This is a genomic window from Mesorhizobium loti (assembly GCA_014189435.1).
Taxonomy (GTDB): Bacteria; Pseudomonadota; Alphaproteobacteria; order Rhizobiales; family Rhizobiaceae; genus Mesorhizobium; species Mesorhizobium loti_G.
Window position 1 is genome coordinate 3,273,014 of sequence record CP050293.1, and the last position, 23,954, is coordinate 3,296,967.

The following is a 23,954-nucleotide window of genomic DNA, read 5'->3' on the forward strand; positions in this document are numbered from 1 at the left end:
CTTCGCAGCGCCACCTCTCCCCCTCCGGAGGGAGAGGAAGGGTGCCAGCCGGCATAAGTTCGCGCCTTTCCTCTCCCCCGTCGATCGGGGAGAGGTGTCGAGCGCAGCTCGACGGAGTGGGGGTCGACCATTCATGCTCGGCCACGCCCATCGTTGCGCCAGACGCCGTCTTCGGCCATCAGCTCGCTCAATATGCCTTCGCGCAGGCCACGATCGGCGACGCGCAGCCGCTCCGACGGCCATACGGCGCGGATCGCTTCGAGGATAGCACAGCCGGCCAGCACCAGATCGGCGCGATCGGCACCGATGCAAGGGTTGGCGCAGCGCTGCTGGAAATCCCAGCCGACCAGTTTTTCGACCATGCGGTCGACGCTGTCGCGGTCCATCCACAGCCCGTCGACACGGCGGCGGTCGTAGCGCTCGAGGTCGAGGTGAACACCGGCCAGCGTCGTCACCGTTCCGGACGTGCCAAGCAGGTGGAAATTCGGGCTGGCCTTGAGATGGCTCAGCCGGTCGCGACCGTCGAAATTGGCCAGCCGGCCGGCGACGTCGTCGACCATGGCGGCAAAGATCTCGCGCGTCACCGTACGGCCGCCGAAGCGCTCGGCCAGCGAGACGACGCCGACCGGCAGCGACGTCCACGACACGATATGGTTGGCGAGCCGGGGCGAGCGGCGGCCGGCGAGGTCGATCAGCGCGATCTCGGAGGAGCCGCCGCCAATGTCGAACAGGACGACGCCTTGCGTGTCGCGCTCGACCAGCGAGCCGCAGCCGGAAACCGCCAGCCGCGCTTCGGTCTGGCGATCGATGATCTCGAGCTTCAGGCCGGCCTCGCGCTCGACGCGGTCGAGGAACTCGACACCGTTGTCGGCGGTGCGGCAGGCTTCGGTGGCGATCAGCCGGGCTTTTCGGATCTTGCGGTTGCGCAGCTTGTCGCCACAGATCTTCAGCGCCTCGACCGCGCGGTCCATTGCCGGCTGGCCGAGCCGGCCATTGGCGGTGAGCCCCTCGCCCAGCCGCACGATGCGCGAAAAGGCGTCGATGACGCGAAACTGGCCATGCCGCGTCGGAACCGCAACCAGCAGCCGGCAATTGTTGGTGCCGAGGTCAAGCGCCGCAAACACGGGCAGCTCGTGAACGGGCGGCCGACGGGCGCCCTGTTCGGGCCGTGCCACTACAGTGGCGGGCGAGGCAACCGATTCCGTCGGCCTGTGCGCTTCCATCACCGGGGCACCGGTTTTGCCTGGCGCCGGCGATCGATTCTCCGCGGGACGCGCTTCGTCGCGCGCAAAAACCTTGCGCCCGCGCCTTCGCTTGCGCCGCTTCTTGGGCTTGCCCTTCTGGGGCGCGTCGCCCGCCTGCCCGTCTGCGGAGCGGGGCTCCATCGGGCGGCGTTGCTGCCAGCTGGCGGCTCCCGGGCCGGTTGACCTATGGGAAGCGCTGGACACGCCCACCTCCGGCGCGCCGGCGCCGGTGTCGTGGTCTTCCACTGTCGTTCCTTCCGGCGCCGCGCGAACCGATGACGGACGCAGCAGGCGCTTCAGTGTTTTAAGTTGCCGCCAGACTAACAGTGCCGCGCCCGATCACCAAGAGCCGCGTGCCGAATTTTGCCGGCTGGGCCAGCAAACCACCGTTCCGGCAGCATTGCGTAATGTATCCGCAAGCCTGGATTGGTACGCGCACCCCCTGCCGGCTCCCTTTCAGCTTGCAGCACGGACAAATCCTGCCGGTTGCCACCGCGAAAAACCTTCGCGGTTGAATAGCCGGCTTCGATGAGGCATTTCTGAAATGTGCGGAAGAATCCGGCGCGACCGGTCTCCTCCCATCACCAACAGAAAAGGAAGCGGACCCGCAACGCATGGCAGTCAGGCAATGAACTGGAGACGCTATTTCTGGCCGGTCGTCGGCATCGCGGCGGTGATCTTCTCACTGCTGCTGCTCTGGCACGAATTGCGCGGCATTTCGCTCGACGATGTCTGGGACGGCATATCAGCCATACCGACACGCGGCTGGATTCTCGCGGCTGTGAGTTCGGTCATCGCCTATGCCTCGCTCGCCGGCTACGACCACATCGCGCTCTTGCACATCGGCAAGCGCGTGTCGTGGCTGTTCGTCACGCTCTGCTCCTTCACCACCTATGCGCTGTCGCACAACATCGGCGGCTCGGTGTTTTCCGGCGCCGTCATCCGATACCGCGCCTACGGCACCAGGGGTCTGACCGGACAGGATGTCGGCGTGCTGGTGGCGGTCTGCTGGATCACCTTCGTGCTGTCGACGATTCTCGCCTCGGGGCTCGTTCTGGTCTTCGAGCCGCAGATACTCGACCGGTTTTCCGGCATCGCCCACCACGGCCTGTCGGAAGCGGCGGGCATCGCCATGCTGATCCTCGTCGCCGCCTACATATTCGGTAGCTGGCTGCACCTGCGCCCGCTGAAGATCGCCAGCTTCCAGCTGCACTATCCGGCGCTGCCGATCGTCGCACGGCAATTGCTGATTGGCCCGATCGAACTGCTGGCGGCCGCCGCGATCATCTTCTTTGCCCTGCCCGAAGCCCACAATCCCGGTTATTTCGTCGTGCTGGGCGTCTTCCTCGTCTCCTTCTCGATCGCGCAGATCTCGCATGCGCCGGGCGGGCTCGGCGTGTTCGAAGTGGTGTTCCTCGCCGGCCTGTCCGACATGGACCCGGTTGGCGTGCTGGCAGCGCTGCTGGTGTTCCGGCTGTTCTACCTGATCATCCCGCTGATTCTGGGTCTGGGGGTGGTGCTGTTCTTCGAGCGGTCGCAGTTCAGCCGGACGGAGGGTTGAGGGCGCAGGATTGAACTCGGAGTTCGCGGACTCCGCCTGCAACGTCGTGCCCGAAACCGACTGACGAAACGTAGCGATTGAACTGCAAAGCAGGCTTGACTATTTTCCGCTGGCGGCTACAAGGCAGCGCTCAAGCGGCTTGCCCGCTCGGCCCGCACGGTCCATGACTGTGCCTGCTGGGGAATAGGTTAACGGTAGACCCACGGACTCTGACTCCGTTAGTCCTGGTTCGAATCCAGGTTCCCCAGCCAACCGCTCTCAGAAATCCTTGAAATCCGCCAAATTCCGGTCCTCCGGGAACGCCGCCGTTCCATGCCGAATCGGCCTTGCCCAAGTGGTGCCCACAACTGATGTCCAGGGCTGGTGTCCATCCGCCCTGGACCAGCGGAGCAAGGGCGGATGGGACTGCGCAGGCATGAGGTCGAAAACCTCGTCCTCAGGGGGCCGATCTTCTACTGGCGGGCACGCATCCCGGCGGGGCTTGCCGCCTCGACTAGGAACGCGCGGCTTTCACTGAGCCTTAGGCTCTCCGACCGTAAGAAGGCGTCACTGGTAGGGCGGCGGCTCAATGCGCTGCTGCTCCAGGTGGAAGGCCTCTGGATGGCTAGGTTCCGCGCATGGTCCTCAATCTGCTCATCGGTACCATCGTCATAAGTCTGACGGTCCTGTGGGCAGGGCTATACCGGTTGCTCGATATCTTCGCCGACTTCGAGACTGCACTCTATTTTTCGACCATCACCTTTTCGACGGTCGGCTACGGCGACATCGTGCCCGCTCATGCGTGGCGTGTCCTGGCGGCGCTCGAGGGCGTAAACGGGTTTCTGCTCATCGGCTGGTCGACCGCCTATCTGATCGCTGCCGGAACGCGCATCGGTCCATTCAAGGCCGGCGAGCATTTCTGATGGCGATGCTCAGACCGCCACCGAATGCCTGGCCTTGCCCGTTTCAAAATACTTGTCGAACTTTGCCGCGATGCTCCTGACAAAGGGCCGACTTTCCGCCGGCACGACGAAGCGGTCACTGTCGAGTTCAAGCAACCGCGCAGGATCGTGAAGAGCCGTGGAACTTGCTTTCATCAGAAGTCTTTGGCCAACTTCGCCAAAGCGCTCCACCAGTTCGATCGCCGAGAAGCCGAAGTCGCACATCAGCCGCTCGATGATCCAGCCGCGAGCGCGGTCATCATCGGAAAACGCGATACCGCGGACAGCCGCCAGCCCACCGTCTGAGACCATGCGTCCATACTCCGCGGTCGACGGCATGTTCTGCGCATAGCCTTGGCGAAATTGACTGATGGATGATGGGCCGAGGCCGATCAAGGTTTCGCAGCGATCCTCGGTGTAGCCTTGAAAATTCCGGCGCAAGCAGCCGGTTCGGGCCGCTACGGCCAACGCATCGTTGGGCTTGGCGAAATGGTCGAAGCCGACGGGCTCATACCCCGCGTTCAGCATAAGACACGCGGCCAGTTGCGACTGAGCAAACCGCTCTGCCGGACCCGGCAACCATGCCTCGTCGATCATCGTCTGATGCTTCTTGAACCACGGCACATGCGCGTAGCCAAACAATGCCATCCGATCCGGTTCCAGGGTCAGTGCCTGCGCGACGGTAGAGGAGATGCTCTCCCTGGTCTGGTGCGGCAAGCCGTAGAGCAGGTCCAGATTGACCGATTCGACGCCGCGCGAACGAACGCCGTCCACGACCGCTTTGGTCTGCAAAAAACTTTGCTCGCGGTTGATTGCCTTTTGCACCTTCAGGTCAAAATCCTGGACTCCGAGGCTCGCCCGGGTCATCCCGATCTCGGCAAGCGCATCGAGGCGGGCGTCGTCCATATCATTGGGATCGATTTCGACGCTGATCTTGGCGTCCGGAAGGAAATCGAAGCTGGCCCGCAATGCTTTCCCCAGCACCACCATGTCCTCGGGCTTCAGCATCGTCGGAGAGCCGCCACCGAAGTGGACGGCGCGCACGCCAGCCTTGCCGTCGACAATACGGGCAATGGTGGCGATCTCCGCGTGCAACGAGCGGAGATAGGCAGTTACCGGCTCATAGTGACGTGTCTGCTTGGTGTGGCAGGCACAGAACCAGCAGAGTCTGTCGCAGTAGGGAATATGCAGATAGAGTGAAATCTCATCGCCGTTCTCGAGCGCCTCCAGCCAGCCTCGACAGACAGTGGCATCGACCCCCCGGATGGAAATGCGGCGCGGTCGGATAGCTCGTGTAGCGCGGCACGTTCTCGCCAAGTCTGGCAGCTAGTTCCGGTCGCATGTCGCCATCCCCGTGGTTGCATGGCCAGGAAAATGACCGCAATGGCACGCCGATACCTTGATTTCGGTCAAAGCCTTTGCACCGGACAAACTGCCACAAGGCTTTTTCAATGGCCGATGCTTATCTTACCGATACTCTGGATCCTCGGACGATCGTGATGACAGTGCGTCAGGATGTTCATAGCGCCGGCATTCCCGTGCTTTGCCAATCATGCGAAGCGCGCCACCATGGTGTCTGCGGCGCGCTCGATCCCGATCAATTGGTCGGGCTCGCCAGGACCTCGTCAAAGCACACCATTGAACCGGGGGTAGAACTGATTGGCGACGCCGAAACCGTCGACAGCTATTCCAACGTGCTTTCCGGCGTGGTGAAGCTGACGAAAAGCCTTTCGGACGGGCGCCAGCAGATCGTCGGCCTTCAGTTTGCTCCCGATTTTCTGGGACGGCCGTTCAAGGTGGAAAGCGCGATCAACGCGGAAGCGGCAACGGCCGTCTCCTTGTGTTCATTTCCAAGGGCGTCCGTCGAAAGGATGATGAGGGAGTCGCCGGAGCTCGAGCACCGCCTGCTCAAGCAGACGCTGAACGAACTCGACGACGCACGCGACTGGATGGTCACGCTGGGACGCAAGACCGCCGCCGAAAAAGTGGCGAGCTTTCTGCTGATGATTGCCAGAAACATCGATCCCACGCTCGATCCAAACACCAACGCGACGAGCTTCGAGCTGCCGCTCACACGTGCCGACATCGCCGACTTCCTCGGCCTGACAATCGAGACGGTGAGCCGCCAGTTGACCCGGCTGCGGACAGACGGCGTGATCCGGATCGACAACAACCGCCATGTGACTGTGGACAGCCTTGCCCGGTTGGCGAGCCGCTCCGGCGCCTGATCTCCGACGCCTAGTCCCGGTCGACGATCCCGATCATCGGCAGGACATGCTCGCGTTCAAACGCGATGTGCCGGCGCAGATTCTCGAACAGGCCGCGCAACATGAAACCGATGGCTTCGGGATTCTCGACCGTCTCGCCATGACCGATGGCCAGCAGAATTTCGGTTACCTCGCCGGCGAAGCATTCATCTTCCATATGTTCGACCCGCAATCGCCGGGTTGAGGCAAGGCTCGCATTGCTGCCGACCACGGCGTCCTCGTAAGCGGGAAAGATGACCGTCTCTTCGTATTGATGAATGTTGCGCAGCAGCGGAACGATCGCGTTAGCCGCGCCGAGACACTTCAGACGATCGACGCTGGGCAAGGCGTCCGCGATCTCTTTCCAGGGCGTCGCAGAGTTGCAGCTTTTCCCTGTGCGCGCGCTTCATCACCGCGGCTGGGACCGCTTCCCTGTTGGATCGATCGGTTGGTGCGGGATTTTCATCGCCTGCTTCTGGCAGCGACGATCCCAGCCCTTTCTTCCGGCTCAATGGCGGCCTCCGTTCGTTTGCAGGACCACGCTGCCCAATCAGAAAGGGCTGAGCTTTGACATGGATCAAGGCGGCGACGACGCGACTGCTGAATTGGTGTCTGCGCGGATTGGCGTCCGCGCATCGGAATCCGAGGTCGGGGATATCTCATGAAGTTCGGCACACAAATCTTCGCTTTGGGCCTGTTCACATTTGCAGCCCTGGTAGCCGCGGGCTTCGGCGTGGACCAGCCATTTCGACAGCATATGTGGGTGCTGTTTTTTGTGTTGCTTGGTTTTGTCGCCATCCTCATCCGCAACACGAATTTCGAGGTGGCCGCTCCGATTGACCCATCCGCTTACATGGATGGTCCAATCCGCTACGGCGCCATCGCCACCATGTTCTGGGGTGTCGTCGGCATGCTTGTCGGCGTGGTCATCGCGCTGCAGCTTGCCTACCCCGATCTCAACATCCAGCCCTGGTTCAACTTCGGCCGTTTGCGGCCGCTGCATACGTCCGGAGTGGTCTTCGCATTCGGCGGCAACGCGTTGCTTTGCACGTCATTGTACGTCGTGCAGCGCACCTGCCGCGCGCGCTTGTTCGGCGGCGATCTCGCCTGGTTCGTATTCTGGGGTTACCAGCTTTTCATCGTCATGGCCGCGACCGGCTATCTGCTCGGCATCACCGAGAGCCGGGAATACGCCGAACCCGAATGGTACGTGGACATCTGGCTGACCATCGTCTGGGTCGCCTATCTCATCCTGTTCCTCGGCACGATCTTCAAGCGCAAGGAACCGCACATCTACGTCGCCAACTGGTTTTACCTCTCCTTCATCGTGACCATCGCGATGCTGCATGTGATCAACAACCTGTCGATGCCGGCCTCGTTCCTGGGCTCAAAGAGTTACTCCGCCTTTTCCGGGGTCCAGGACGCCCTGACGCAATGGTGGTATGGCCACAACGCCGTCGGCTTCTTCCTCACTGCCGGCTTCCTCGGCATGATGTATTACTTCGTGCCCAAGCAGGCGAACCGGCCGGTCTATTCCTATCGGCTGTCGATCATCCATTTCTGGGCGATCATCTTTCTCTACATCTGGGCCGGGCCGCATCACCTGCACTACACCGCCCTGCCCGATTGGGCGCAGACGCTCGGCATGGTGTTCTCGATCATGCTGTGGATGCCGTCATGGGGCGGCATGATCAACGGCCTGATGACGCTGTCCGGCGCCTGGGACAAGCTGCGCACAGACCCCATCATCCGCATGATGGTGATGGCGATCGCGTTCTACGGCATGTCGACCTTCGAAGGTCCGATGATGTCGATCAAGACGGTCAACTCGCTGTCGCATTACACCGACTGGACCATTGGCCACGTGCACTCCGGTGCGCTCGGCTGGGTCGGCATGATCTCGTTCGGCGCGATCTACTTCATGGTGCCGAAGCTCTGGAACCGGGAGCGGCTCTACTCGCTGAGGCTCGTCACCTGGCACTTCTGGCTGGCGACACTGGGGATCGTCGTCTACGCCGCCGTCATGTGGGTTTCCGGCGTCATGCAGGGCCTGATGTGGCGTGAATACGACGAGCAGGGCTTCCTGGTCTATTCCTTCGCCGAAACCGTGGCCGCCATGCATCCCTACTATGTCATGCGCGCCATTGGCGGGGCGATGTATCTCTCCGGCGCCCTGATCATGGCCTGGAACATCGCCATGACCATCCTCGGATACCAGCGCGAGGAGGAGCCGATGCCGGGCTCTGTTCCCGCCCTTCAGCCTGCCGAATAAGGAGCCAGACAATGGGCTTGATGGACAAACACGCACTCATTGAGAAGAACGCCACGCTTCTTCTCGTCGGCTCTCTTCTTGTGGTGACCGTCGGCGGCATCGTCGAGATCGCACCGCTCTTCTATCTCGACAACACGATCGAGAAGGTGGAAGGCATGCGCCCCTATTCGCCGCTCGAACTTGTCGGGCGCAACATCTATGTGCGCGAGGGCTGCTACCTCTGCCACAGCCAGATGATCAGGCCGTTCCGCGACGAAGTCGAGCGCTACGGTCACTACAGCCTGGCCGCCGAGTCGATGTACGATCATCCTTTCCAGTGGGGATCGAAGCGTACCGGGCCGGACCTCGCCAGGGTTGGCGACCGCTACTCGAACGTGTGGCATGTCGAGCATCTCGCGGATCCGCGTTCGGTGGTGCCGGAATCGATCATGCCGAGCTACGCGTTCCTCAAAGACACGCCGATCGAGGTGAAGGACTTCTCGACGCATCTGGTTGCCAACAGGCGTGTCGGTGTCCCCTACAACGATGACATGATCGCCCACGCCAATGTCGACCTGATGGCGCAAGCCGATCCCAACGCCGATACATCCGGCCTCGAAGCCCGCTACCCCAAAGCCAAGATCGGCGACTTCGACGGCAACCCGCAACAGGTCACCGAAATGGATGCCCTCGTCGCCTATCTCCAGATGCTCGGTACGCTGGTCGATTTCAAGAACTACGACGAAGCCGCCGGCTACCGCTGAGGGAGTTTTATCCATGGATTACAATCTGATGCGAGAGTTTGCGGACAGTTGGGGCCTGGTCGCCATGGCACTTTTCTTTGTCGGCGCAATTGCCTTCGCGCTCCGCCCCGGCAGCCGCAAGCTGGCCGACGAAGCTGCCCGGATTCCCCTTGAGGACGAGTGATCATGAGCGACGAGCACATCGATGAAATCTCTGGCGTCTCGACCACCGGCCACGAATGGGATGGCATCCGGGAGCTGAACAACCCGCTTCCGCGCTGGTGGGTCGTGACCTTCTACGTCACGATTGTCTGGGCGATAGGCTACACCATCGCCTATCCGGCATGGCCCCTGCTGCACTCGGCGACGAAGGGTTTGCTCGGCTATTCCAGCCGCAACGAGGTCAGGAACGAGCTGACTGCGGCTGAGGCCGCCAAGGGCAAATACATCTCGGCGGTGGAGTCCAAGAGTGTCTCGGAGATCGCCGCGGACGATGGCTTGCGCGAATTCGCAATCGCCGCCGGTGGCGCCGCTTTCAAGGTCAATTGCGTACAATGTCATGGTTCCGGCGCCCAAGGTTCCAAGGGCTTTCCCAATCTCAACGACGACGACTGGCTGTGGGGCGGCAAGGCCGAGCAGATCCAGCAGACGATTACGCACGGCATCCGCTTCGCGTCCGATGCGGACACGCGCCTGTCGGAAATGCCTGCCTTTGGCGACATCATAACCACTGACCAGATCACTCAGGTCAGCACCTATGTCGCCAGCCTGTCGGGAAAGGTCCAGGATGCCAGCCTCGTCGAGCCCGGCGCCAAGGTCTTTGCCGAAAATTGCGTGGCCTGTCATGGCGACAATGCAAAGGGCAACAAGGAGCTCGGCGCGCCCGATCTGACCGATGCGATCTGGCTCTACGGGTCCGGCGAGGCAGCCATCGCCGCACAGGTCCGTGCGCCAAAACAGGGCGTCATGCCGGCCTGGGGCGCGCGCCTGGGCGAGACCAAGGTCAAGGAACTCGCCGTCTACATCCATTCGCTTGGTGGTGGGGAATAGAAAGCGGGGACCTGTTCCCGGCCCTTCGCCAACCAAGCGACGAGGCCCGGCCGTGCCGGGCCTCGACCTGTATTCGGCACCGGCAATTGACTTGCATCAACGCGCCTGCCCCCGCCCCGCGGCAAGACTCCCATACGCTGGCAGCCCGGGCATGGGCGGATTGTCGCCTGCGCGAGTGGAGATGCATGTGCTGGACAATACGCAGGTAGAGCGGCTCGAAGCCGAAGCGGTGAACTCCGCCAAAGTGCGGCAGCCAATGTATGCCGCGCGCAAGAAGATATTCCCGAAACGGGCAACGGGAAGCTTTCGCCGGTTCAAGTGGCTGGTTATGGCGATCACACTCGGTATCTACTACCTGACACCGTGGTTGCGATGGGACCGTGGCCCGTTCGCCCCGGACCAGGCCGTGCTGCTCGATCTCGCCAACCGGCGCTTCTACTTCTTCTTCATCGAGATCTGGCCGCAGGAATTCTACTATGTAGCCGGCCTTCTGATCATGGCCGGCGTCGGTCTTTTCCTGATCACGTCGACTATCGGTCGTGCCTGGTGCGGCTATACATGTCCGCAGACTGTATGGGTCGATCTGTTTCTGGTCGTCGAGCGCGCCATCGAGGGTGATCGCAACGCACGCATGAAACTCGATGCCGGCCCATGGACCGCCCGCAAGCTTGCGCTGCGGGTATCGAAACACGCCATCTGGCTGGTCATAGGAGCGGCGACCGGCGGCGCCTGGATCTTCTATTTTGCCGATGCGCCGACGCTGGTTGGCGAACTCTTCACCGGCACCGCGGCACCCGTCGCCTACATCACCGTCGCCGTGCTGACGGCCACGACCTATACGTTCGGTGGGCTGATGCGCGAGCAGGTCTGCACCTATATGTGCCCATGGCCGCGCATCCAGGCAGCGATGCTGGACGAAAGTTCGCTCACCGTCACCTATAATGACTGGCGCGGCGAACCGCGTTCGCGTCATGCGAAGAAGGTGCAAGCCACAGGACAGTCCGTCGGCGACTGCGTCGACTGCAATGCCTGTGTCGCGGTCTGCCCGATGGGGATCGACATTCGCGACGGCCAGCAGCTCGAATGCATCACCTGCGCGCTTTGCATCGACGCGTGCGACGGCGTCATGGACAAGCTCGGCAGGGAACGCGGGCTGATTTCCTACGCGACGCTCTCCGATTACAACGCCAACATGATGCTGGCGACCGCGGGCGGCTCCAGTTCAGTCAATCCGTCGCTGGTCAGGACCGCTGACGGCCTGTTCTCCGACAAGGTGGCGCATTTCCATGTCAGCAAGATCTTTCGGCCGCGCACCTACGTCTACATGGGTATGTGGTCGCTGATCGGCCTGGGTCTGCTCTATTCGTTGCTGACGCGCGATCGGCTCGAAGTCAACGTGCTGCATGACCGCAATCCGCAATTCGTCACGCTGTCCGACGGCTCGATCCGCAACGGCTACACCGTCAAGCTGCTCAACATGATCCCCGAACCGCGGACCATTGTTGTCACTATGCAGGGCTTGCAAGGGGGCGAAATGAGCGTGGTCGGGGACGACATTAAGGCAGGCCGCTCCTTTGCCATCCCGGTCGAGCCTGATCGCCTGAAAATGCTGAAGGTCTTCGTGCGCCAGCCGGCGGATCAAATCCAGGGCACAGCGCAGACCTTCACGTTCCGTGTCGAGGACAGAGCGAGCTTCGAGTCGGACGAATACACCGCCACCTTCAACGCGCCGGAGACTGCCAGATGAGCGTCAGAACTCAAAAAACCCGCGAATTCACAGGCAGGCATATGCTGTTCACCATCCTTGCCTTCTTCGGGGTGGTCATCGCGGTCAATCTGACGATGGCCACGCTCGCCAATACGAGCTGGACCGGCCTTGTCGTCGAAAACACCTATGTGGCGAGCCAGCAATTCAACAAGAAGGCCGAGGAGGGTCGCGCGCAGGCAGCCCTTGGCTGGACCGGCAAGCTGACCATCGCATGGGGTGAAGTTCGCTATGGCCTCACCGACGACGCCGGCAAGCCGGTTCCCTTGCACGGCGTCAAGGTGCTGTTTCGCCATCCCGCCTACGAGAAAGAGGACAAGTCGGTCACCCTCGCACCCTCCTCGGACCAGGAATTCGCAGCCCAACACATGCCGAAAGACGGCGTCTGGATTGTCGAGGTCGACGCCGATGCCGGTCTGGATAAACCATACCGCGACGTGCGCCGGATCATGATTTCCCATGGAGCGCTGCAATGAGCTGTTGTGCACCGGGCGCCGAAATGGCGCTTGATCTGGTCAACACCGGATCGGTCCTGCCGTCCAGCCAGGAGATCAGGCTAGCGAGCCGATCGCTTGGCGATGATCTTCACCAGACCGACCTCTCAGTCCCCGCGGTTCATTGCGCGGCCTGCATCCAGGCGATCGAGACAGCACTGGGAAAGCTCGATCAAGTCGAGAGCGCTCGTGTCAACCTGTCGACGAAGCGGGTCGCGGTCCGCTGGCGTGGAAACCAGGTACCACTATTCGTCGCCGCGCTGGGACGGCTGGGTTACGAGGCGCATCTGTTCGACCCCGAGGTCGACAACAGGGACAAGACGCTTTCGGAGCTGATCCGCGCCGTTGCTGTCGCCGGCTTTGCGGCGGGCAATATCATGCTGCTTTCAGTCTCGGTCTGGTCCGGCGCCGAAGGCGCAACGCGGGATCTGTTTCATTGGGTCTCAGCGCTGATCGCGATCCCGGCACTGGCCTTCGCCGGCGGCATCTTCTTCCGGTCGGCCTGGAACGCGTTGCGCCACGGCCGCATGAACATGGACGTGCCGATCGCGGTCGGGGTGTCGCTTGCCTACGCCATGAGCCTCTATGAGACGATCAACCATGGCGATCACGCCTATTTCGACGCGTCGGTATCGCTGCTGTTCTTCCTGTTGATCGGCCGCACGCTGGATCATGTCATGCGGGAGCGCGCCCGGACCGCCGTGAAAGGCCTGTCGCAGCTGGCGGCGCGTGGCGCCATGGTTCTGCGCAGCGATGGTACACGCGACTACCTGCCGGTTGGCGAGATCGAACCAGGCATGCTGCTGCTGATCGCAGCCGGCGAAAGGATCCCCGTCGACGGCAAGATCATTCAGGGGACCTCGGATCTGGACTGCTCGTTGGTTTCTGGCGAGAGCACGCCCCGAAACGTGGCGCCAGGCGGACCCGTGCAGGCCGGCGTCCTCAATCTTACCGGCTCGCTGACAATCGAGGCGACAGCCGCCGCGAAGGATTCGTTCCTGGCGGAAATGGTTCGGCTGATGGAGGCTGCGGAGGGCGGCCGGGCGCATTATCGCCGGATCGCCGACCGCGTTTCGGCGCTCTACGCTCCGGTGGTTCATCTGACCGCCTTCGTGACGTTCCTTGGCTGGATGGCGGCAACCGGCGACTGGCATAGGGCGATAACCATCGCCATTGCCGTTCTTATCATCACATGCCCGTGCGCGCTCGGCCTCGCCGTGCCGATCGTTCAGGTGGTCGCCGCGCGGCGCCTGTTCGAGAACGGCATCATGGTCAAGGACGGTTCGGCCATGGAGCGCCTGGCGACGATTGATACAGCGGTGTTCGACAAGACCGGAACGCTCACGCTCGGCCAGCCCCGGCTGGTCAATGCAGGCTCGATTGATCCGGGCATGCTGGCAATCGCAGGAGACATGGCCGCGCATTCCCGGCATCCGTTTTCAAAGGCCATAGCCGGTTTTGCTGCCCCTAGCGGGCAGCGCAAATTCGATGCCGTCACCGAACATCCGGGGTTCGGAATCGAAGCCACTGTCGCCGGAAGTATCTGGCGGCTGGGTCGACGCGGATGGGCTGGATGGAAGGCCCGGACCGGCGGCGAAGGCAAACATGGCTATGGCGGAACGGTGCTGACAAGAGACGGGTTCATTGTCGCCACCTTCGATTTTGAGGACGCTCCGCGCGCCGACGCCAAGGCGGCGATCGGGCAATTGAGCGATGCCGGGGTGTCGGTGCAAATGCTGTCGGGCGATACCGCGGGCGCCTGCGGCGAAGTTGCAGAAATGCTGGGTGTCGACGACTTCGTTCCGTGCCTGCTGCCGTCCGGCAAGGTCGAATGCATCGAGACCCAGGCGAAAGACGGACACAAGGTTCTGATGGTCGGCGACGGCCTCAACGACACGCCCGCACTGAGCGCGGCGCATGTCTCGATCGCACCTGCCACCGCCGCCGACATCGGCCGCAATGCGGCCGACTTCGTATTCCTGCGCGAAAGCCTTCTGGCAGTGCCTCTCGCGCTGGACGTCTCGCGCAAGGCGGGACACCTGATCCGCCAGAACATCGCGATTGCGATCGTCTACAATGCCGTCGCCGTGCCGATCGCCATCCTGGGTCACGTCACGCCTCTTATCGCAGCGATTGCCATGTCCGCTTCTTCGCTGCTTGTGATCGGAAATGCGCTGCGTCTGCAGAGCTCCATACCAAGTTCGCCAGCGAAAAATGTGCGGCGCGACAGCCGTTCCGACATCACCAGATTGGCTCGATTCTCGTGACGACCCTTGCCTACCTCATACCTGTGGCCCTCTTCCTTGGTGCGCTTGGCCTGGGGGGCTTCCTGTGGGCTTTGAAGAGTGGCCAGTACGAAGATCTCGACGGCGCCGCCGAGCGGATCCTTATCGATCGGGAAGACAAGCTCGGCCGTCAGCCAAGTGCTGGTGAAATAACCGAACCACGACCTTCTCGACCTTGACTATCGCGCGCAAGATCGATGCATCCGAGGCTCTTGCCTCCCAAGACTGAATTCCGCCAATTTGCGCCAGCGCAAAGAAACGCTGCGTCAGGTCAGCTAGGTTCTGCTCATCCGCAACGGTTGAGGGATAGGAGACTGACATGATCACGCGACGTGAAGCTCTGTTCGGGGCAGCGATTGGCGCTGCCGCCGTGGCAGCACTGCCTGCATTTTCGGCACCTGTGGCAAAGGCGGACATTCGAGGGCTCGCCCGCGAAAAGATCAAGCTCGTCGCGCCGCCCTTCGTGCATCCGCACGATCAGGTCGCCAAGGGTGGACCCAAGATCGTCGAGTTCACCATCACGATCGAGGAAAAGCCTCTTGTCATCGACGCCGACGGCACGACGCTCAATGCGATGACCTACAACGGCTCGATCCCGGGCCCGCTGATGGTCGTGCATCAGGACGACTATCTCGAGCTGACGCTCATCAATCCCGACACCAACTCACTCGCCCACAACATCGACTTCCACGCCGCGACGGGCGCTCTGGGCGGCGGCGGTCTCACGCTGATCAATCCCGGGGAACAGGTGACTTTGCGCTTCAAGGCAACGCGGACGGGAACGTTCGTCTATCACTGCGCGCCTGGTGGCGCGATGATCCCTTGGCATGTCGTCTCCGGCATGAGCGGCGCAATCATGGTGCTGCCGCGCGATGGGCTCAGGAACGACAAGGGCGAGCCGGTCAAATACGATAAGATCTTCTACATCGGCGAGAACGACTTCTATATTCCGCGCGACGACAAGGGCAATTTCAAGAGCTACGAATCGGCCGGCGACGGGTACGATGACATCGTCAAGGTCATGCGCGGGCTGATCCCGACGCATGTCGTGTTCAACGGCAAGGTCGGTTCCCTGACCGGCGACAACGCCATGAAGGCGAAAGTCGGCGAGACCGTGTTGATCGTCCATTCGCAGGCCAACCGCGATACCCGGCCGCATCTGATCGGCGGGCACGGCGATTATGTCTGGGAACAGGGCAAATTCGCCAACCCGCCGGCCAAGGACCTGGAAACCTGGTTCATCCGCGGCGGCTCGGCGGGCTCGGCGCTCTACACATTCCTGCAGCCGGGTGTCTACGCCTACGTCAATCACAATCTGATTGAGGCTGTGGAACTCGGAGCGACCGCTCACTTCATGGTCGAAGGCGAGTGGGATGACGACCTGATGACGCAGGTCGAGGCGCCCAAACCCATAGCCATCAACTGACGGCACTCCAAAATGCCCGGACGGCGTCGCTGTCCGGGCATGGACAAAAGCCATGTCTCTTTTCATCCTGAAGGTCCTGCCGGTCACCCTGGCCGCCGCTGCTGTTCCTGTAGGGCTCTCGCTACAGGCGGCCTTCGGAGATCGACAACCCCACCCCATCGCCACGACGGTTATCTTGCTTTCCGGTTCGATCATCTATCCGACTCCGGGCGAGTTCCTGAAAGAGGGACGCCCGCAAGGCAATCCCCGCCTCGAGCGGCAACTCGACAGACCTCTCGAAATCATGGCCTACCAGGTCGGCGCAGCCGACTATGCGGACTGCGTGTCGGCTAGCGCCTGTCACCCGACACAGGAGACGCGCGCGATCCCGAGCAATGCTCCTGTCACCGGAGTGAGCTATCTCGATGCGAATGCCTACGCCCGGTGGTATTCGCATGTGACCGGCGGCCAATGGCGGCTGCCATCCGACGAAGAGTGGGCCTTTGCCGCCGCGGAGCGGTTCGCAGGCGAATTCGAGGGTGTCGAAAACGATGCCAGCAACCCCGCCAGACGTTGGCTCACCAGCTACAAGGCCGAGGTGGACCTCAATCGCAAACCGGACCCGATGCCCAAGAGCCGCGGCTCGTTTGGTTTCAATTCCCTGGGCCTCGCCGACTTTTCCGGCAACGTCTGGGAGTGGACTTCGACCTGCTATGTGCGCACCACGTTGGCTGCGGATGGAAGCGGTGTTGCGAGCTCGGTCGACAATTGCGGCGTCCACGTGCTTGAAGGGCTTCACAGAGCCTACATGTCGAACTTCGTCAGTGACGGGAAAAGCGGAGGCTGTGCGGTTGGCACGCCTCCCGACAATCTGGGATTCAGATTGGTCCGGGACCATTCGGGATGGGCAAGCCGGATTCTTGGCTGGCTTGGCATCGTCTGAAAGCAGGAATAGCGGGCCACGTCTTCTCGACCGTCGCGAGCCCGCCCGTCGCCCTTCCCTCGCCTCACCGTACCTTTGGTGTCGTCAACGCAGTTCCGTGGATCAGGAGGAAGCCGGCGAATGCCGCCACCCATGCGGCGCCGGCCATATCGATCACCGCGCCTGAGGGGACGAAAGCGGCCAGGATTCTCAATGATCCCGCGAGCAGGACGGCCACGAAGATGAACGAGGCGCCGTTCCCAGCCTTGAGTTCTCGTCCGGTGTGCCCGAGCGTTGCGCGGGTCATCACGGCGAGCGTCATGGCGCCGACCGCACCCGTTCCGAGCGCGTGGAGCCCTGCAGCGGCCGGCACGGCGGCAGGAAAGAAGATCGAAGCCGATATAAGGGCGAGGCCGACCGGCACGAAGGCATATGCAAGATGGAGGATGAGCACGAGCGGATCCCGCAATGTGCGCTCGCCAGCCCAGCGCGACAGACGCCACGCCTGACAGATTGCAGCGATGGCCATAAGCATTCCCGAGGCGCGATTGTCGGGGGCGAACGTCCATGCTCCCAGCGCGATAGCTGAGATGACTATCGATACGATGTCAAAACGGCCGAACGGCGCAGGCAGCCTGCCCGGGTTTTCGCGAACGAGCCAGTTGCGCGTGAAGCTCGGAATGATGCGCCCACCGATCAGCGAGATGAGCACGATCGCCGCAGCCATACCGAGCCTGCGACTGATGTCCGATATGCCTTGGCTGTGCGCCTCGATATGGAACGCGCCGTTGGCGCACGCCAGAACGGCAAGCGGCAGCAGCACCTTGAGGTTGCGCCAGTTGCGTCCCGCGACGATTTCGCGTGCCGCCGCCGCAGCGACCGCCAGCAGAAAAGAGCCATCGACTACAGCGGCTGTTTGCCAACCGATATCCGCCGAGAAGAAGACAGCGGCGCGGCCGGCAAGCCACAGGACAACCAGCGCCAGCAGCGGCAGGCCTTGCACGGGCAGCCGGCCGGTCCAGTTCGGGATGGCGGTCAGCAGGAACCCGGTAACGATCGCCGGCAGGTAGCCGAACAGCATCTCGTGAATGTGCCAGTCGACGGCAACGAACGCACTGTGGGCATCGAGTTCGCCGGCATAGATCGGCAGCCAAAGCAGAATGGAGAGCGCGGCATACAGCGACCCGAGGAAGAAGAAGGGCCTGAATCCGTAAGAAAGAAATGCAGGCCCTGTGTAGGCCCGCAGGCGTGGAATCCCCATGATTTGCGTCTCCAAATGAACAGGGCCGGATGAACCGCCGCCCTCGGTCCGTCCGGCCCATGCCCACCCCATTTATGGCAGGCAGGCTGTATGCTGGTCAGTTGGCCGGAACCTGGGTGAACAGGTCGGCGAACACCGTCTTGGCCTTCCCGGGGTGTTTGACCGCCTTGGCGGCATCGAGGTTGGCCGGTTTGCCGACAACGATCAGCGCCACCATCCCCATGCCGTAGTGGGGCGCGCATTTGACACCGTAGACGCCCTCCTTCGTCAGCGTGACGGTTATTTCCTCACTGGGCTTTCCCTTGAAAGGCTCGGCGCCGTCCGGAAGCATGCCCTTGATCGACTCGGCATCATGCGTCTTGTCGGTCGGCACGAACTTGACGGTGTCTCCGGGGGCTGCCTTGACGAAGGCCGGCTGGAAAACCATGGCGCCCTTTTCGCCCTTGTTGAGCATTTGCACCACATGCTCTTCCGCGCTTGCGCCGCCGGCGAGCGCGAGGATGGAGATTGCGGCGGCGAGGATGGAGAGTTTCATCGGTTTGTCCTTTGTTTCGTCTTCGCGGCATTTGGCCGTTCCATGCCATTTAGCCTGATAAGCCCCAGCAGAATTTGCGCTGGCGCAAACTCGGGGTAGAAAGGTCTCCCGCATGACTGATGCGGAACTACAGGGCTGTGAGGGATCCGCTTGGCTGCGCTGGACCGATCGCTGATATCGCGGCTGCCGCTCTTCCAGGGGCTGACACCTGACGAGCAGAGCGAGATCCTGCAAAATGCGCGGTCGTCTCGCTATGCCAAGGAGGCAGCAGTCTTCGAGCAGGAGGCCGGGGCTCACTCCTTCTTCGTGCTGATCGCCGGGCACATACGCGTCGTCCGCACCACGCCGGATGGGCAGCAGGTCATCGCCCGATACATCAGCGAAGGCGAGATCTTTGGCGTCGCCGCAGCCCTTGGCCGGGCGACCTACCCCGCCAGCGCAGTCGCGGCGGTGGACTGCGTGGTGTTGGCGTGGCCCAACGCCCTGTGGCCGGAGTTGGCGAGACGCTTCCCCGTGTTTGGGGCGGCTACCTACAGGACGGTTGGAAGCAGGCTGCAGGAGACGCAGACGCGGGTGGTGGAGATGTCCACCGAGCAGGTGGAGCAGCGGGTTGCGCATGCACTGCTGCGACTGGCGAACCAGACCGGCCGAAAGACCGACGGCGGCATCGAAATCGACTTCCCGATTTCCAGGCAGGACATCGCCGAGATGACAGGGACGACGCTTCACACCGTCAGCCGGCTGCTCAGCAAGTGGGAAGAGAAGGGGATCATCGTCAGCGGGCGCCAGAAAGTCACAATCAAGGATGCGCATCGCCTAGTGGTTCTGGCTGAGAACCGGGACAAGGGCTGACCGTCACCGTTCTCCTCGAACAACCGATTCCAAGTCCAAAAGAAAGTCGGCCTCATCGATCCGATGTTCCCGGCATGCTTCGGCCACGGTATGGAATGTGCCGATCGGACAGCCGACGCAGAGCATCTTGTATCTCAGCACCACTGCCACCGTTGCCGGCCACTTTCTCATGATTTCGTCAACGACAGTGTCCGGACTGATCGAACTGCGCTGCTTCACGATGAAGTCTCCGCGATTTGCGAGGCCTCTTCATAAATCCCGCTTTGGTCGCCTTCGTTGCGCTTTCGCAATCTGAAAATGATTCAGATCAAGACACGGCGCGCGCGATCTCGATAAGCAAAGGGATAAAGTATCTGAGGAGGTTGGCATGCAGGCCAAAGCCATAATGACCACACCGGTCGTCGCAATAGATCCGTCTGCGTCGATCGCCGAAGCGGCCGGATTGATGCTCTCCAGCAAGATCAGCGGGCTTCCCGTCATTCGCAGCGACGGCGCGCTGGTGGGCATTATCAGCGAGGGTGATTTCCTGCGCCGCGGAGAGTTGGGCACTCAGCGCAAGCGCCCACGCTGGCTGGAGTTTCTTGTCAGCCCGGGAAGAGTTGCCGAAGAATATGTCCTCGCCAACGGACGGCGGGTCGAGGAGGTGATGACCGACAGCGTCGTCACGGCACCCCCCAATGCATCGCTTGCCGAGGTCGTCGAGTTGATGACGCATCACCGCATCAAACGTGTCCCGGTCGTCGACGGTGGTAAAGTTGTCGGCATGATTGCCCGCTCCGATCTTCTTCGTGCGCTGCTCCGCACGCAGCCGGCCTCAACCTCGACAGCCATTGACGACGAACAGATACGCCAGAGCATCGTCGCGGAGCTTGCAGCGCAGAAATGGGCTGGCGAGGACCTGATCAATGTCACTGTCGACAAAGGGATCGTAAAACTGAGCGGCGCCATCTTCGACGAACGCGAGCGCCAGGCGGCCATCGTCGCGGCGGAAAATGTCGCCGGCGTCAAAGGCGTTGAGGACAATCTATTTTGCGCCGAGCCGTTGTCCGTCATCCTGGTCTCGTAGCCAAGGGGTACCGCCAGCATTTTACCGAGGCGAACTGTGTGCTTAGCCGCTCGACGTTCTAACGCTGGCCGGCCGCATGCTGCAGCCGTGCGATCAGGTCGCGGTTGCGGCAATAATCTGGCGGAGCATCGGCTTGCTCGTGTTGATCGAGCCAAGTCGAGCATTCGTCCTGATGGCCGCAGGATCGGCAGCGGTTGACCGCCCGATCGGTGACGGCTGCGTGGTCCGCCACCACTTTCAACTGCCTGTCGACACCAAGCTTGCGCATCATGCGACCCATCAACGCGGCCCTGGCGTCGACTGAAATCAGATAATCGAGAAAGCTCATCTTGGTCACTCCTGCCTTTTGAGACTCATAGCAATGCAGACGGCCAACGACTTGATCTCGGTCAACAGACGGAGCCGTTGCCAGGCCAAGGCGGCGAAGGGGGTAGATTGAAGTTCCTGAACCCACCGCCGCGCACGCGGCTGCTGGGACGTCGACCCATCAATACGACATGAAGCGGTTGATGCCGCTTTCCTCAATCAGCGAGCGCGTGACCCCGCCGAACGCCCATTCCCGCAGACGGCTGTGCCCATAGGCACCCGAGACGATCAGGTCGGCATGGATCGACCGCGCAAATGTCAGCAACTGATCGCCGTCAGCCTCGCCGGCAATCAGTTCGGTTCGTGCCATGATGCCGTGATGTTCCAGAAAAACCGCGACATCGGCGAGACTGTCGCGGATGCTCTCGTCGCGGTCCGTATCGATTGTGGCAACGACGCGATGAATTGCATTCGCCAGCTCACGAGGCCTTGATGCACGTCAAGGAACCCGCCAATTGCATCCGCAGGCGAAAACGTCGGCCTCGATCCGTTTTGCGTGTATGGAGAGAAGTGATAGTTAGCCTCTCTTGTAGGCGTATCGAATCCAGGGATCTCGGGTGAGCCAAGACGAAGCGCCTATTTTGTCGGCCGGCGGGATGACGCTTAAGACAGTCTTGTCGCAAATGTTCGAACAGGCTCCGAGCTTCATGGCTCTCATGAGTGAGCCAAATCATGTCTTCGAACTGACCAATACTGCCTACCAACGGCTGATCGGCCACAGGCAAGTGATTGGAAAGTCGGTGCGCGACGCCCTTCCCGAACTCGAAGGCCAAGGCTTCTACGAACTACTGGACCAGGTCTATGAAACGGGTGAACCGTACAGGGGACGGGCCGTGAAAGTCGCGCTTCGCAAGGGTGACGAACCTGCCGAAGAGCGCATTCTCGATTTCGTCTATCAGCCCATCAAGGCCGATGACGGCCGCATCACGGCTATCTTTGTCGAAGGCACCGACGTGAGCGAGCTTTCCTTCGCAAACGCCGCTCTTCAATTGCGCGAAGATCATTTGCGATCGATCCTGGCGACTGTGCCTGACGCAATGGTCGTCATCGACGAACAAGGCCGGATCCAATCCTTCAGCACCGCTGCCGAAACGCTTTTTGGCTATCAGTCAGGCGAAGTCATCGGCAAGAACGTCAACATGTTGATGCCGTCACCCTATCGTGGCGAGCATGATGCCTACCTTCATCGCTACCTGACGACGGGAGAACGGCGGATCATCGGGCTTGGTCGCACCGTCACCGGGATGCGCAAGGATGGCTCGACCTTTCCGATGGAGCTTTCCGTCGGCGAGATGAATCCGGGAACCGGGCGCTTCTTTACCGGCTTCTGCCGCGACCTGACCGAGCGCCACAGGGCGGAAGCGCGAATCCAGGAACAGCAGCTGGAATTGCTCCACATGGCGCGATTCACCGCGCTCGGCGAAATGGCTTCAACGCTCGCGCATGAGATCAACCAGCCGCTCACCGCCATCACGAACTACCTGAAGGGCAGCCGGCGGCTGCTCGAGAAGAGCTCTGATGAGCACGCGCCGATGCTGCGTGAGGCCGTCGAAAAGGCCGCCGAGCAGGCATTGCGCGCCGGAGATGTCATCCGGCACCTCAGGGATTTCGTCGCGAGAGGCGAGAGCGAGCGTCAGGTCGAGCATCTGCCGGTGCTGATCGACGAAGCCTCCTCACTTGCTTTGGTCGGTGCACGGGAAATCGATATGCGCGTCAGCTACAAGCTTGATCCCGCCGCCGAACTGGTCCTGACCGACCGCATCCAGATCCAGCAGGTTCTGCTGAATCTGATGCGCAATGCGGTGGAGGCCATGCAAGGTGTGCCGCGCCGCGAATTGCATGTCATGACCGTCGCCCGGAATGACGGGATGGCCGAGGTAAGCGTGATCGATACGGGCACAGGGATTGCGCCGGAAGTCTCGGCCCAGCTTTTCCAGCCCTTTGTCACCACCAAGAAGCAGGGTATGGGTGTCGGTCTTTCCATTTGCCGTACCATCGTCGAGTCGCATGGCGGCCACATCTGGGCAGAAGCCGTTCCCGGTGGAGGCACAGCTTTCCGCTTCACCTTGCGCATTGTTGAAAGGGAAGAGGTTGCCAATGGCCGGTAACGATGTCGTGCATGTGGTGGACGACGATGTGGACGTCCGCAAATCGCTTGGCTTTCTTCTAGGAACGGCCGACTTCGCCGTGCGCCTGCACGAATCGGCCACAGCATTTCTGTCCACGGCGACAGGCCAGCTCGACGGCTGTATCGTGACCGACGTGCGCATGCCCGGCATTGACGGCATCGAGTTCCTGCGCCAACTCAGAATGCGCTCGCATACGCTCCCGGTGATCGTCATGACGGGGCACGCGGATGTGGCGCTGGCCGTTCAGGCGATGAAGGAAGGCGCTTCCGATTTCATTGAAAAACCGTTCGACGACCAGGTTTTGATCGATGCGATCCGCTCGGCGTTGGACAACCGCAATCAGGCAGGTGCAACGCATCCGCAATCCGCTGAAATCCACGGGCGCCTGGCCACACTTTCGGAGCGGGAGCGGCAGGTTCTGGATGGGCTTGTCTCGGGTCTGCCGAACAAGACGATCGCCTATGATCTGGGTATCAGTCCGCGCACCGTCGAGATTCATCGTGCCAATGTCATGAGCAAGATGGCCGCGGGCAGCCTGTCGCATCTCGTGCGTATGGCGTTGATTGTGGAATCCAAACCCTAGCAAGCGTCCCCGACAGACTTGCCGTCGTCTGTCGGCACTGTCTTCGACTTCCAGTAACGCCAATGGGTCGGGCGGATATCGACGCGCACACCAGTCCCGGCGTGCTTCCAACCCTGCCAGCCTTTTATGCAGGGAAATACGAGCGCATGTTCGCCGTCCTCGTCGAAGACGGCGAGTTCGAGTTCGCGACCAAACGGAGCGCTCAGGATTGGCTTCCACATCTCCCCATGATCGGGGGAAGTGGCAAGCAGCGCCTTGATTTGAATCATTTTCCGA

23 protein-coding genes, 1 tRNA gene and 3 pseudogenes are annotated in these 23,954 nt (G+C 61.7%); 18 read left to right on the forward strand and 9 right to left on the reverse strand.

From position 1 onward, the window contains the following. Nucleotides 1-131: 131 nt before the first annotated feature. Complete coding sequence (locus tag HB777_16125; GenBank protein ID QND65276.1) at nucleotides 132-1,490, reverse strand: Ppx/GppA family phosphatase; 1,359 nt, start codon at nucleotides 1,488-1,490, stop codon at nucleotides 132-134. A gap of 382 nt (nucleotides 1,491-1,872) precedes the next feature. On the opposite strand from HB777_16125, the gene HB777_16130 reads away from it, so the two are divergent. The 3 genes from HB777_16130 to HB777_16140 all read left to right on the forward strand — a co-directional run bounded on the left by HB777_16130 (nucleotide 1,873) and on the right by HB777_16140 (nucleotide 3,707). Beyond that, nucleotides 1,873-2,805, forward strand: a complete 933-nt coding sequence (locus tag HB777_16130; protein ID QND65277.1) for a UPF0104 family protein — start codon at nucleotides 1,873-1,875, stop codon at nucleotides 2,803-2,805. Nucleotides 2,806-2,982: 177 nt separating this feature from the next. Beyond that, a tRNA-Gln gene (locus HB777_16135) sits at nucleotides 2,983-3,056 on the forward strand. Between the two features lie 366 nt (nucleotides 3,057-3,422). Further along, nucleotides 3,423-3,707 carry a two pore domain potassium channel family protein gene (locus tag HB777_16140; protein QND65278.1) on the forward strand — a complete coding sequence of 95 codons (285 nt, stop codon included), beginning with the start codon at nucleotides 3,423-3,425 and terminating at the stop codon, nucleotides 3,705-3,707. A gap of 9 nt (nucleotides 3,708-3,716) precedes the next feature. On the opposite strand, the pseudogene hemN reads toward HB777_16140, so the two are convergent. Next, nucleotides 3,717-5,067 (reverse strand): annotated as a pseudogene (gene hemN / locus HB777_16145) (oxygen-independent coproporphyrinogen III oxidase). A gap of 157 nt (nucleotides 5,068-5,224) precedes the next feature. Here hemN and HB777_16150 point away from each other — a divergent pair. Continuing rightward, on the forward strand, nucleotides 5,225-5,953 hold the full coding sequence (locus tag HB777_16150; protein ID QND68789.1) for a Crp/Fnr family transcriptional regulator: 729 nt from the start codon (nucleotides 5,225-5,227) through the stop codon (nucleotides 5,951-5,953). A gap of 10 nt (nucleotides 5,954-5,963) precedes the next feature. Here HB777_16150 and HB777_16155 read toward each other — a convergent pair. Then, nucleotides 5,964-6,381 (reverse strand): annotated as a pseudogene (locus tag HB777_16155) (hemerythrin domain-containing protein). A gap of 251 nt (nucleotides 6,382-6,632) precedes the next feature. Between HB777_16155 and ccoN the strand changes: the two are divergent. The 10 genes from ccoN (at nucleotide 6,633) to HB777_16205 (ending at nucleotide 16,907) form a co-directional block, all read left to right on the forward strand. Next, a complete protein-coding gene (gene ccoN / locus HB777_16160; protein ID QND65279.1) occupies nucleotides 6,633-8,243 on the forward strand; it encodes a cytochrome-c oxidase, cbb3-type subunit I in 1,611 nt (536 codons plus the stop codon). Nucleotides 8,244-8,254: 11 nt separating this feature from the next. Continuing rightward, a complete protein-coding gene (ccoO, locus tag HB777_16165; GenBank protein QND65280.1) occupies nucleotides 8,255-8,986 on the forward strand; it encodes a cytochrome-c oxidase, cbb3-type subunit II in 732 nt (243 codons plus the stop codon). 13 nt (nucleotides 8,987-8,999) lie between these two features. After that, nucleotides 9,000-9,149, forward strand: a complete 150-nt coding sequence (locus HB777_16170; GenBank protein ID QND65281.1) for a CcoQ/FixQ family Cbb3-type cytochrome c oxidase assembly chaperone — start codon at nucleotides 9,000-9,002, stop codon at nucleotides 9,147-9,149. 2 nt (nucleotides 9,150-9,151) lie between these two features. After that, complete coding sequence (gene ccoP / locus HB777_16175) at nucleotides 9,152-10,015, forward strand: cytochrome-c oxidase, cbb3-type subunit III (protein QND65282.1); 864 nt, start codon at nucleotides 9,152-9,154, stop codon at nucleotides 10,013-10,015. Nucleotides 10,016-10,202: 187 nt separating this feature from the next. Then, the gene (gene ccoG, locus HB777_16180; GenBank protein ID QND65283.1) at nucleotides 10,203-11,762 is read left to right on the forward strand and encodes a cytochrome c oxidase accessory protein CcoG; all 1,560 of its coding nucleotides are present in this window, start codon (nucleotides 10,203-10,205) and stop codon (nucleotides 11,760-11,762) included. Then, nucleotides 11,759-12,256: a FixH family protein gene (locus HB777_16185; protein QND65284.1), complete on the forward strand. Its 498-nt coding sequence runs from the start codon at nucleotides 11,759-11,761 to the stop codon at nucleotides 12,254-12,256. Before ccoG ends, HB777_16185 begins: the two co-directional genes overlap by 4 nt. After that, nucleotides 12,253-14,541, forward strand: coding sequence for a cadmium-translocating P-type ATPase (gene cadA / locus HB777_16190; GenBank protein ID QND65285.1), 2,289 nt, complete (start codon nucleotides 12,253-12,255; stop codon nucleotides 14,539-14,541). Before HB777_16185 ends, cadA begins: the two co-directional genes overlap by 4 nt. Beyond that, complete coding sequence (gene ccoS / locus HB777_16195; protein QND65286.1) at nucleotides 14,538-14,738, forward strand: cbb3-type cytochrome oxidase assembly protein CcoS; 201 nt, start codon at nucleotides 14,538-14,540, stop codon at nucleotides 14,736-14,738. Before cadA ends, ccoS begins: the two co-directional genes overlap by 4 nt. A gap of 140 nt (nucleotides 14,739-14,878) precedes the next feature. Continuing rightward, nucleotides 14,879-15,985: a nitrite reductase, copper-containing gene (gene nirK, locus HB777_16200; protein QND65287.1), complete on the forward strand. Its 1,107-nt coding sequence runs from the start codon at nucleotides 14,879-14,881 to the stop codon at nucleotides 15,983-15,985. Nucleotides 15,986-16,037: 52 nt separating this feature from the next. After that, entirely contained in the window at nucleotides 16,038-16,907 is an 870-nt protein-coding gene (locus HB777_16205) for a formylglycine-generating enzyme family protein (protein QND65288.1), read from the forward strand. A gap of 64 nt (nucleotides 16,908-16,971) precedes the next feature. Here the strand turns inward: HB777_16205 and HB777_16210 are convergent, their stop codons facing one another. Next, nucleotides 16,972-18,147 (reverse strand): short-chain dehydrogenase, encoded by a 1,176-nt coding sequence (locus HB777_16210; GenBank protein QND68790.1) that lies wholly within the window; start codon nucleotides 18,145-18,147, stop codon nucleotides 16,972-16,974. Between the two features lie 97 nt (nucleotides 18,148-18,244). Beyond that, nucleotides 18,245-18,682 carry a pseudoazurin gene (locus HB777_16215; GenBank protein QND65289.1) on the reverse strand — a complete coding sequence of 146 codons (438 nt, stop codon included), beginning with the start codon at nucleotides 18,680-18,682 and terminating at the stop codon, nucleotides 18,245-18,247. Nucleotides 18,683-18,832: 150 nt separating this feature from the next. Between HB777_16215 and HB777_16220 the strand changes: the two genes are divergently transcribed. Further along, a complete protein-coding gene (locus HB777_16220) occupies nucleotides 18,833-19,534 on the forward strand; it encodes a Crp/Fnr family transcriptional regulator (GenBank protein ID QND65290.1) in 702 nt (233 codons plus the stop codon). Between the two features lie 3 nt (nucleotides 19,535-19,537). Here the strand turns inward: HB777_16220 and HB777_16225 are convergent, their stop codons facing one another. After that, nucleotides 19,538-19,753: a DUF1858 domain-containing protein gene (locus HB777_16225; protein QND65291.1), complete on the reverse strand. Its 216-nt coding sequence runs from the start codon at nucleotides 19,751-19,753 to the stop codon at nucleotides 19,538-19,540. A gap of 148 nt (nucleotides 19,754-19,901) precedes the next feature. On the opposite strand from HB777_16225, the gene HB777_16230 reads away from it, so the two are divergent. Beyond that, nucleotides 19,902-20,600 (forward strand): CBS domain-containing protein, encoded by a 699-nt coding sequence (locus HB777_16230; GenBank protein QND65292.1) that lies wholly within the window; start codon nucleotides 19,902-19,904, stop codon nucleotides 20,598-20,600. Nucleotides 20,601-20,658: 58 nt separating this feature from the next. Here the strand turns inward: HB777_16230 and HB777_16235 are convergent, their stop codons facing one another. Then, complete coding sequence (locus HB777_16235; protein QND65293.1) at nucleotides 20,659-20,928, reverse strand: hypothetical protein; 270 nt, start codon at nucleotides 20,926-20,928, stop codon at nucleotides 20,659-20,661. A 159-nt stretch (nucleotides 20,929-21,087) separates the two neighbouring features. Then, a pseudogene (locus tag HB777_16240) lies at nucleotides 21,088-21,363 on the reverse strand (universal stress protein). A 199-nt stretch (nucleotides 21,364-21,562) separates the two neighbouring features. Here HB777_16240 and HB777_16245 point away from each other — a divergent pair. Continuing rightward, on the forward strand, nucleotides 21,563-23,074 hold the full coding sequence (locus HB777_16245) for a PAS domain S-box protein (protein ID QND68791.1): 1,512 nt from the start codon (nucleotides 21,563-21,565) through the stop codon (nucleotides 23,072-23,074). Next, on the forward strand, nucleotides 23,064-23,678 hold the full coding sequence (locus HB777_16250; GenBank protein QND65294.1) for a response regulator transcription factor FixJ: 615 nt from the start codon (nucleotides 23,064-23,066) through the stop codon (nucleotides 23,676-23,678). The genes HB777_16245 and HB777_16250 overlap by 11 nt, the downstream gene beginning before the upstream one ends. Here HB777_16250 and HB777_16255 read toward each other — a convergent pair. Continuing rightward, nucleotides 23,675-23,899, reverse strand: coding sequence for a hypothetical protein (locus tag HB777_16255; GenBank protein ID QND68792.1), 225 nt, complete (start codon nucleotides 23,897-23,899; stop codon nucleotides 23,675-23,677). The two genes, HB777_16250 and HB777_16255, sit on opposite strands and share 4 nt — an antisense overlap. Between the last annotated feature and the right edge of the window lie 55 nt (nucleotides 23,900-23,954).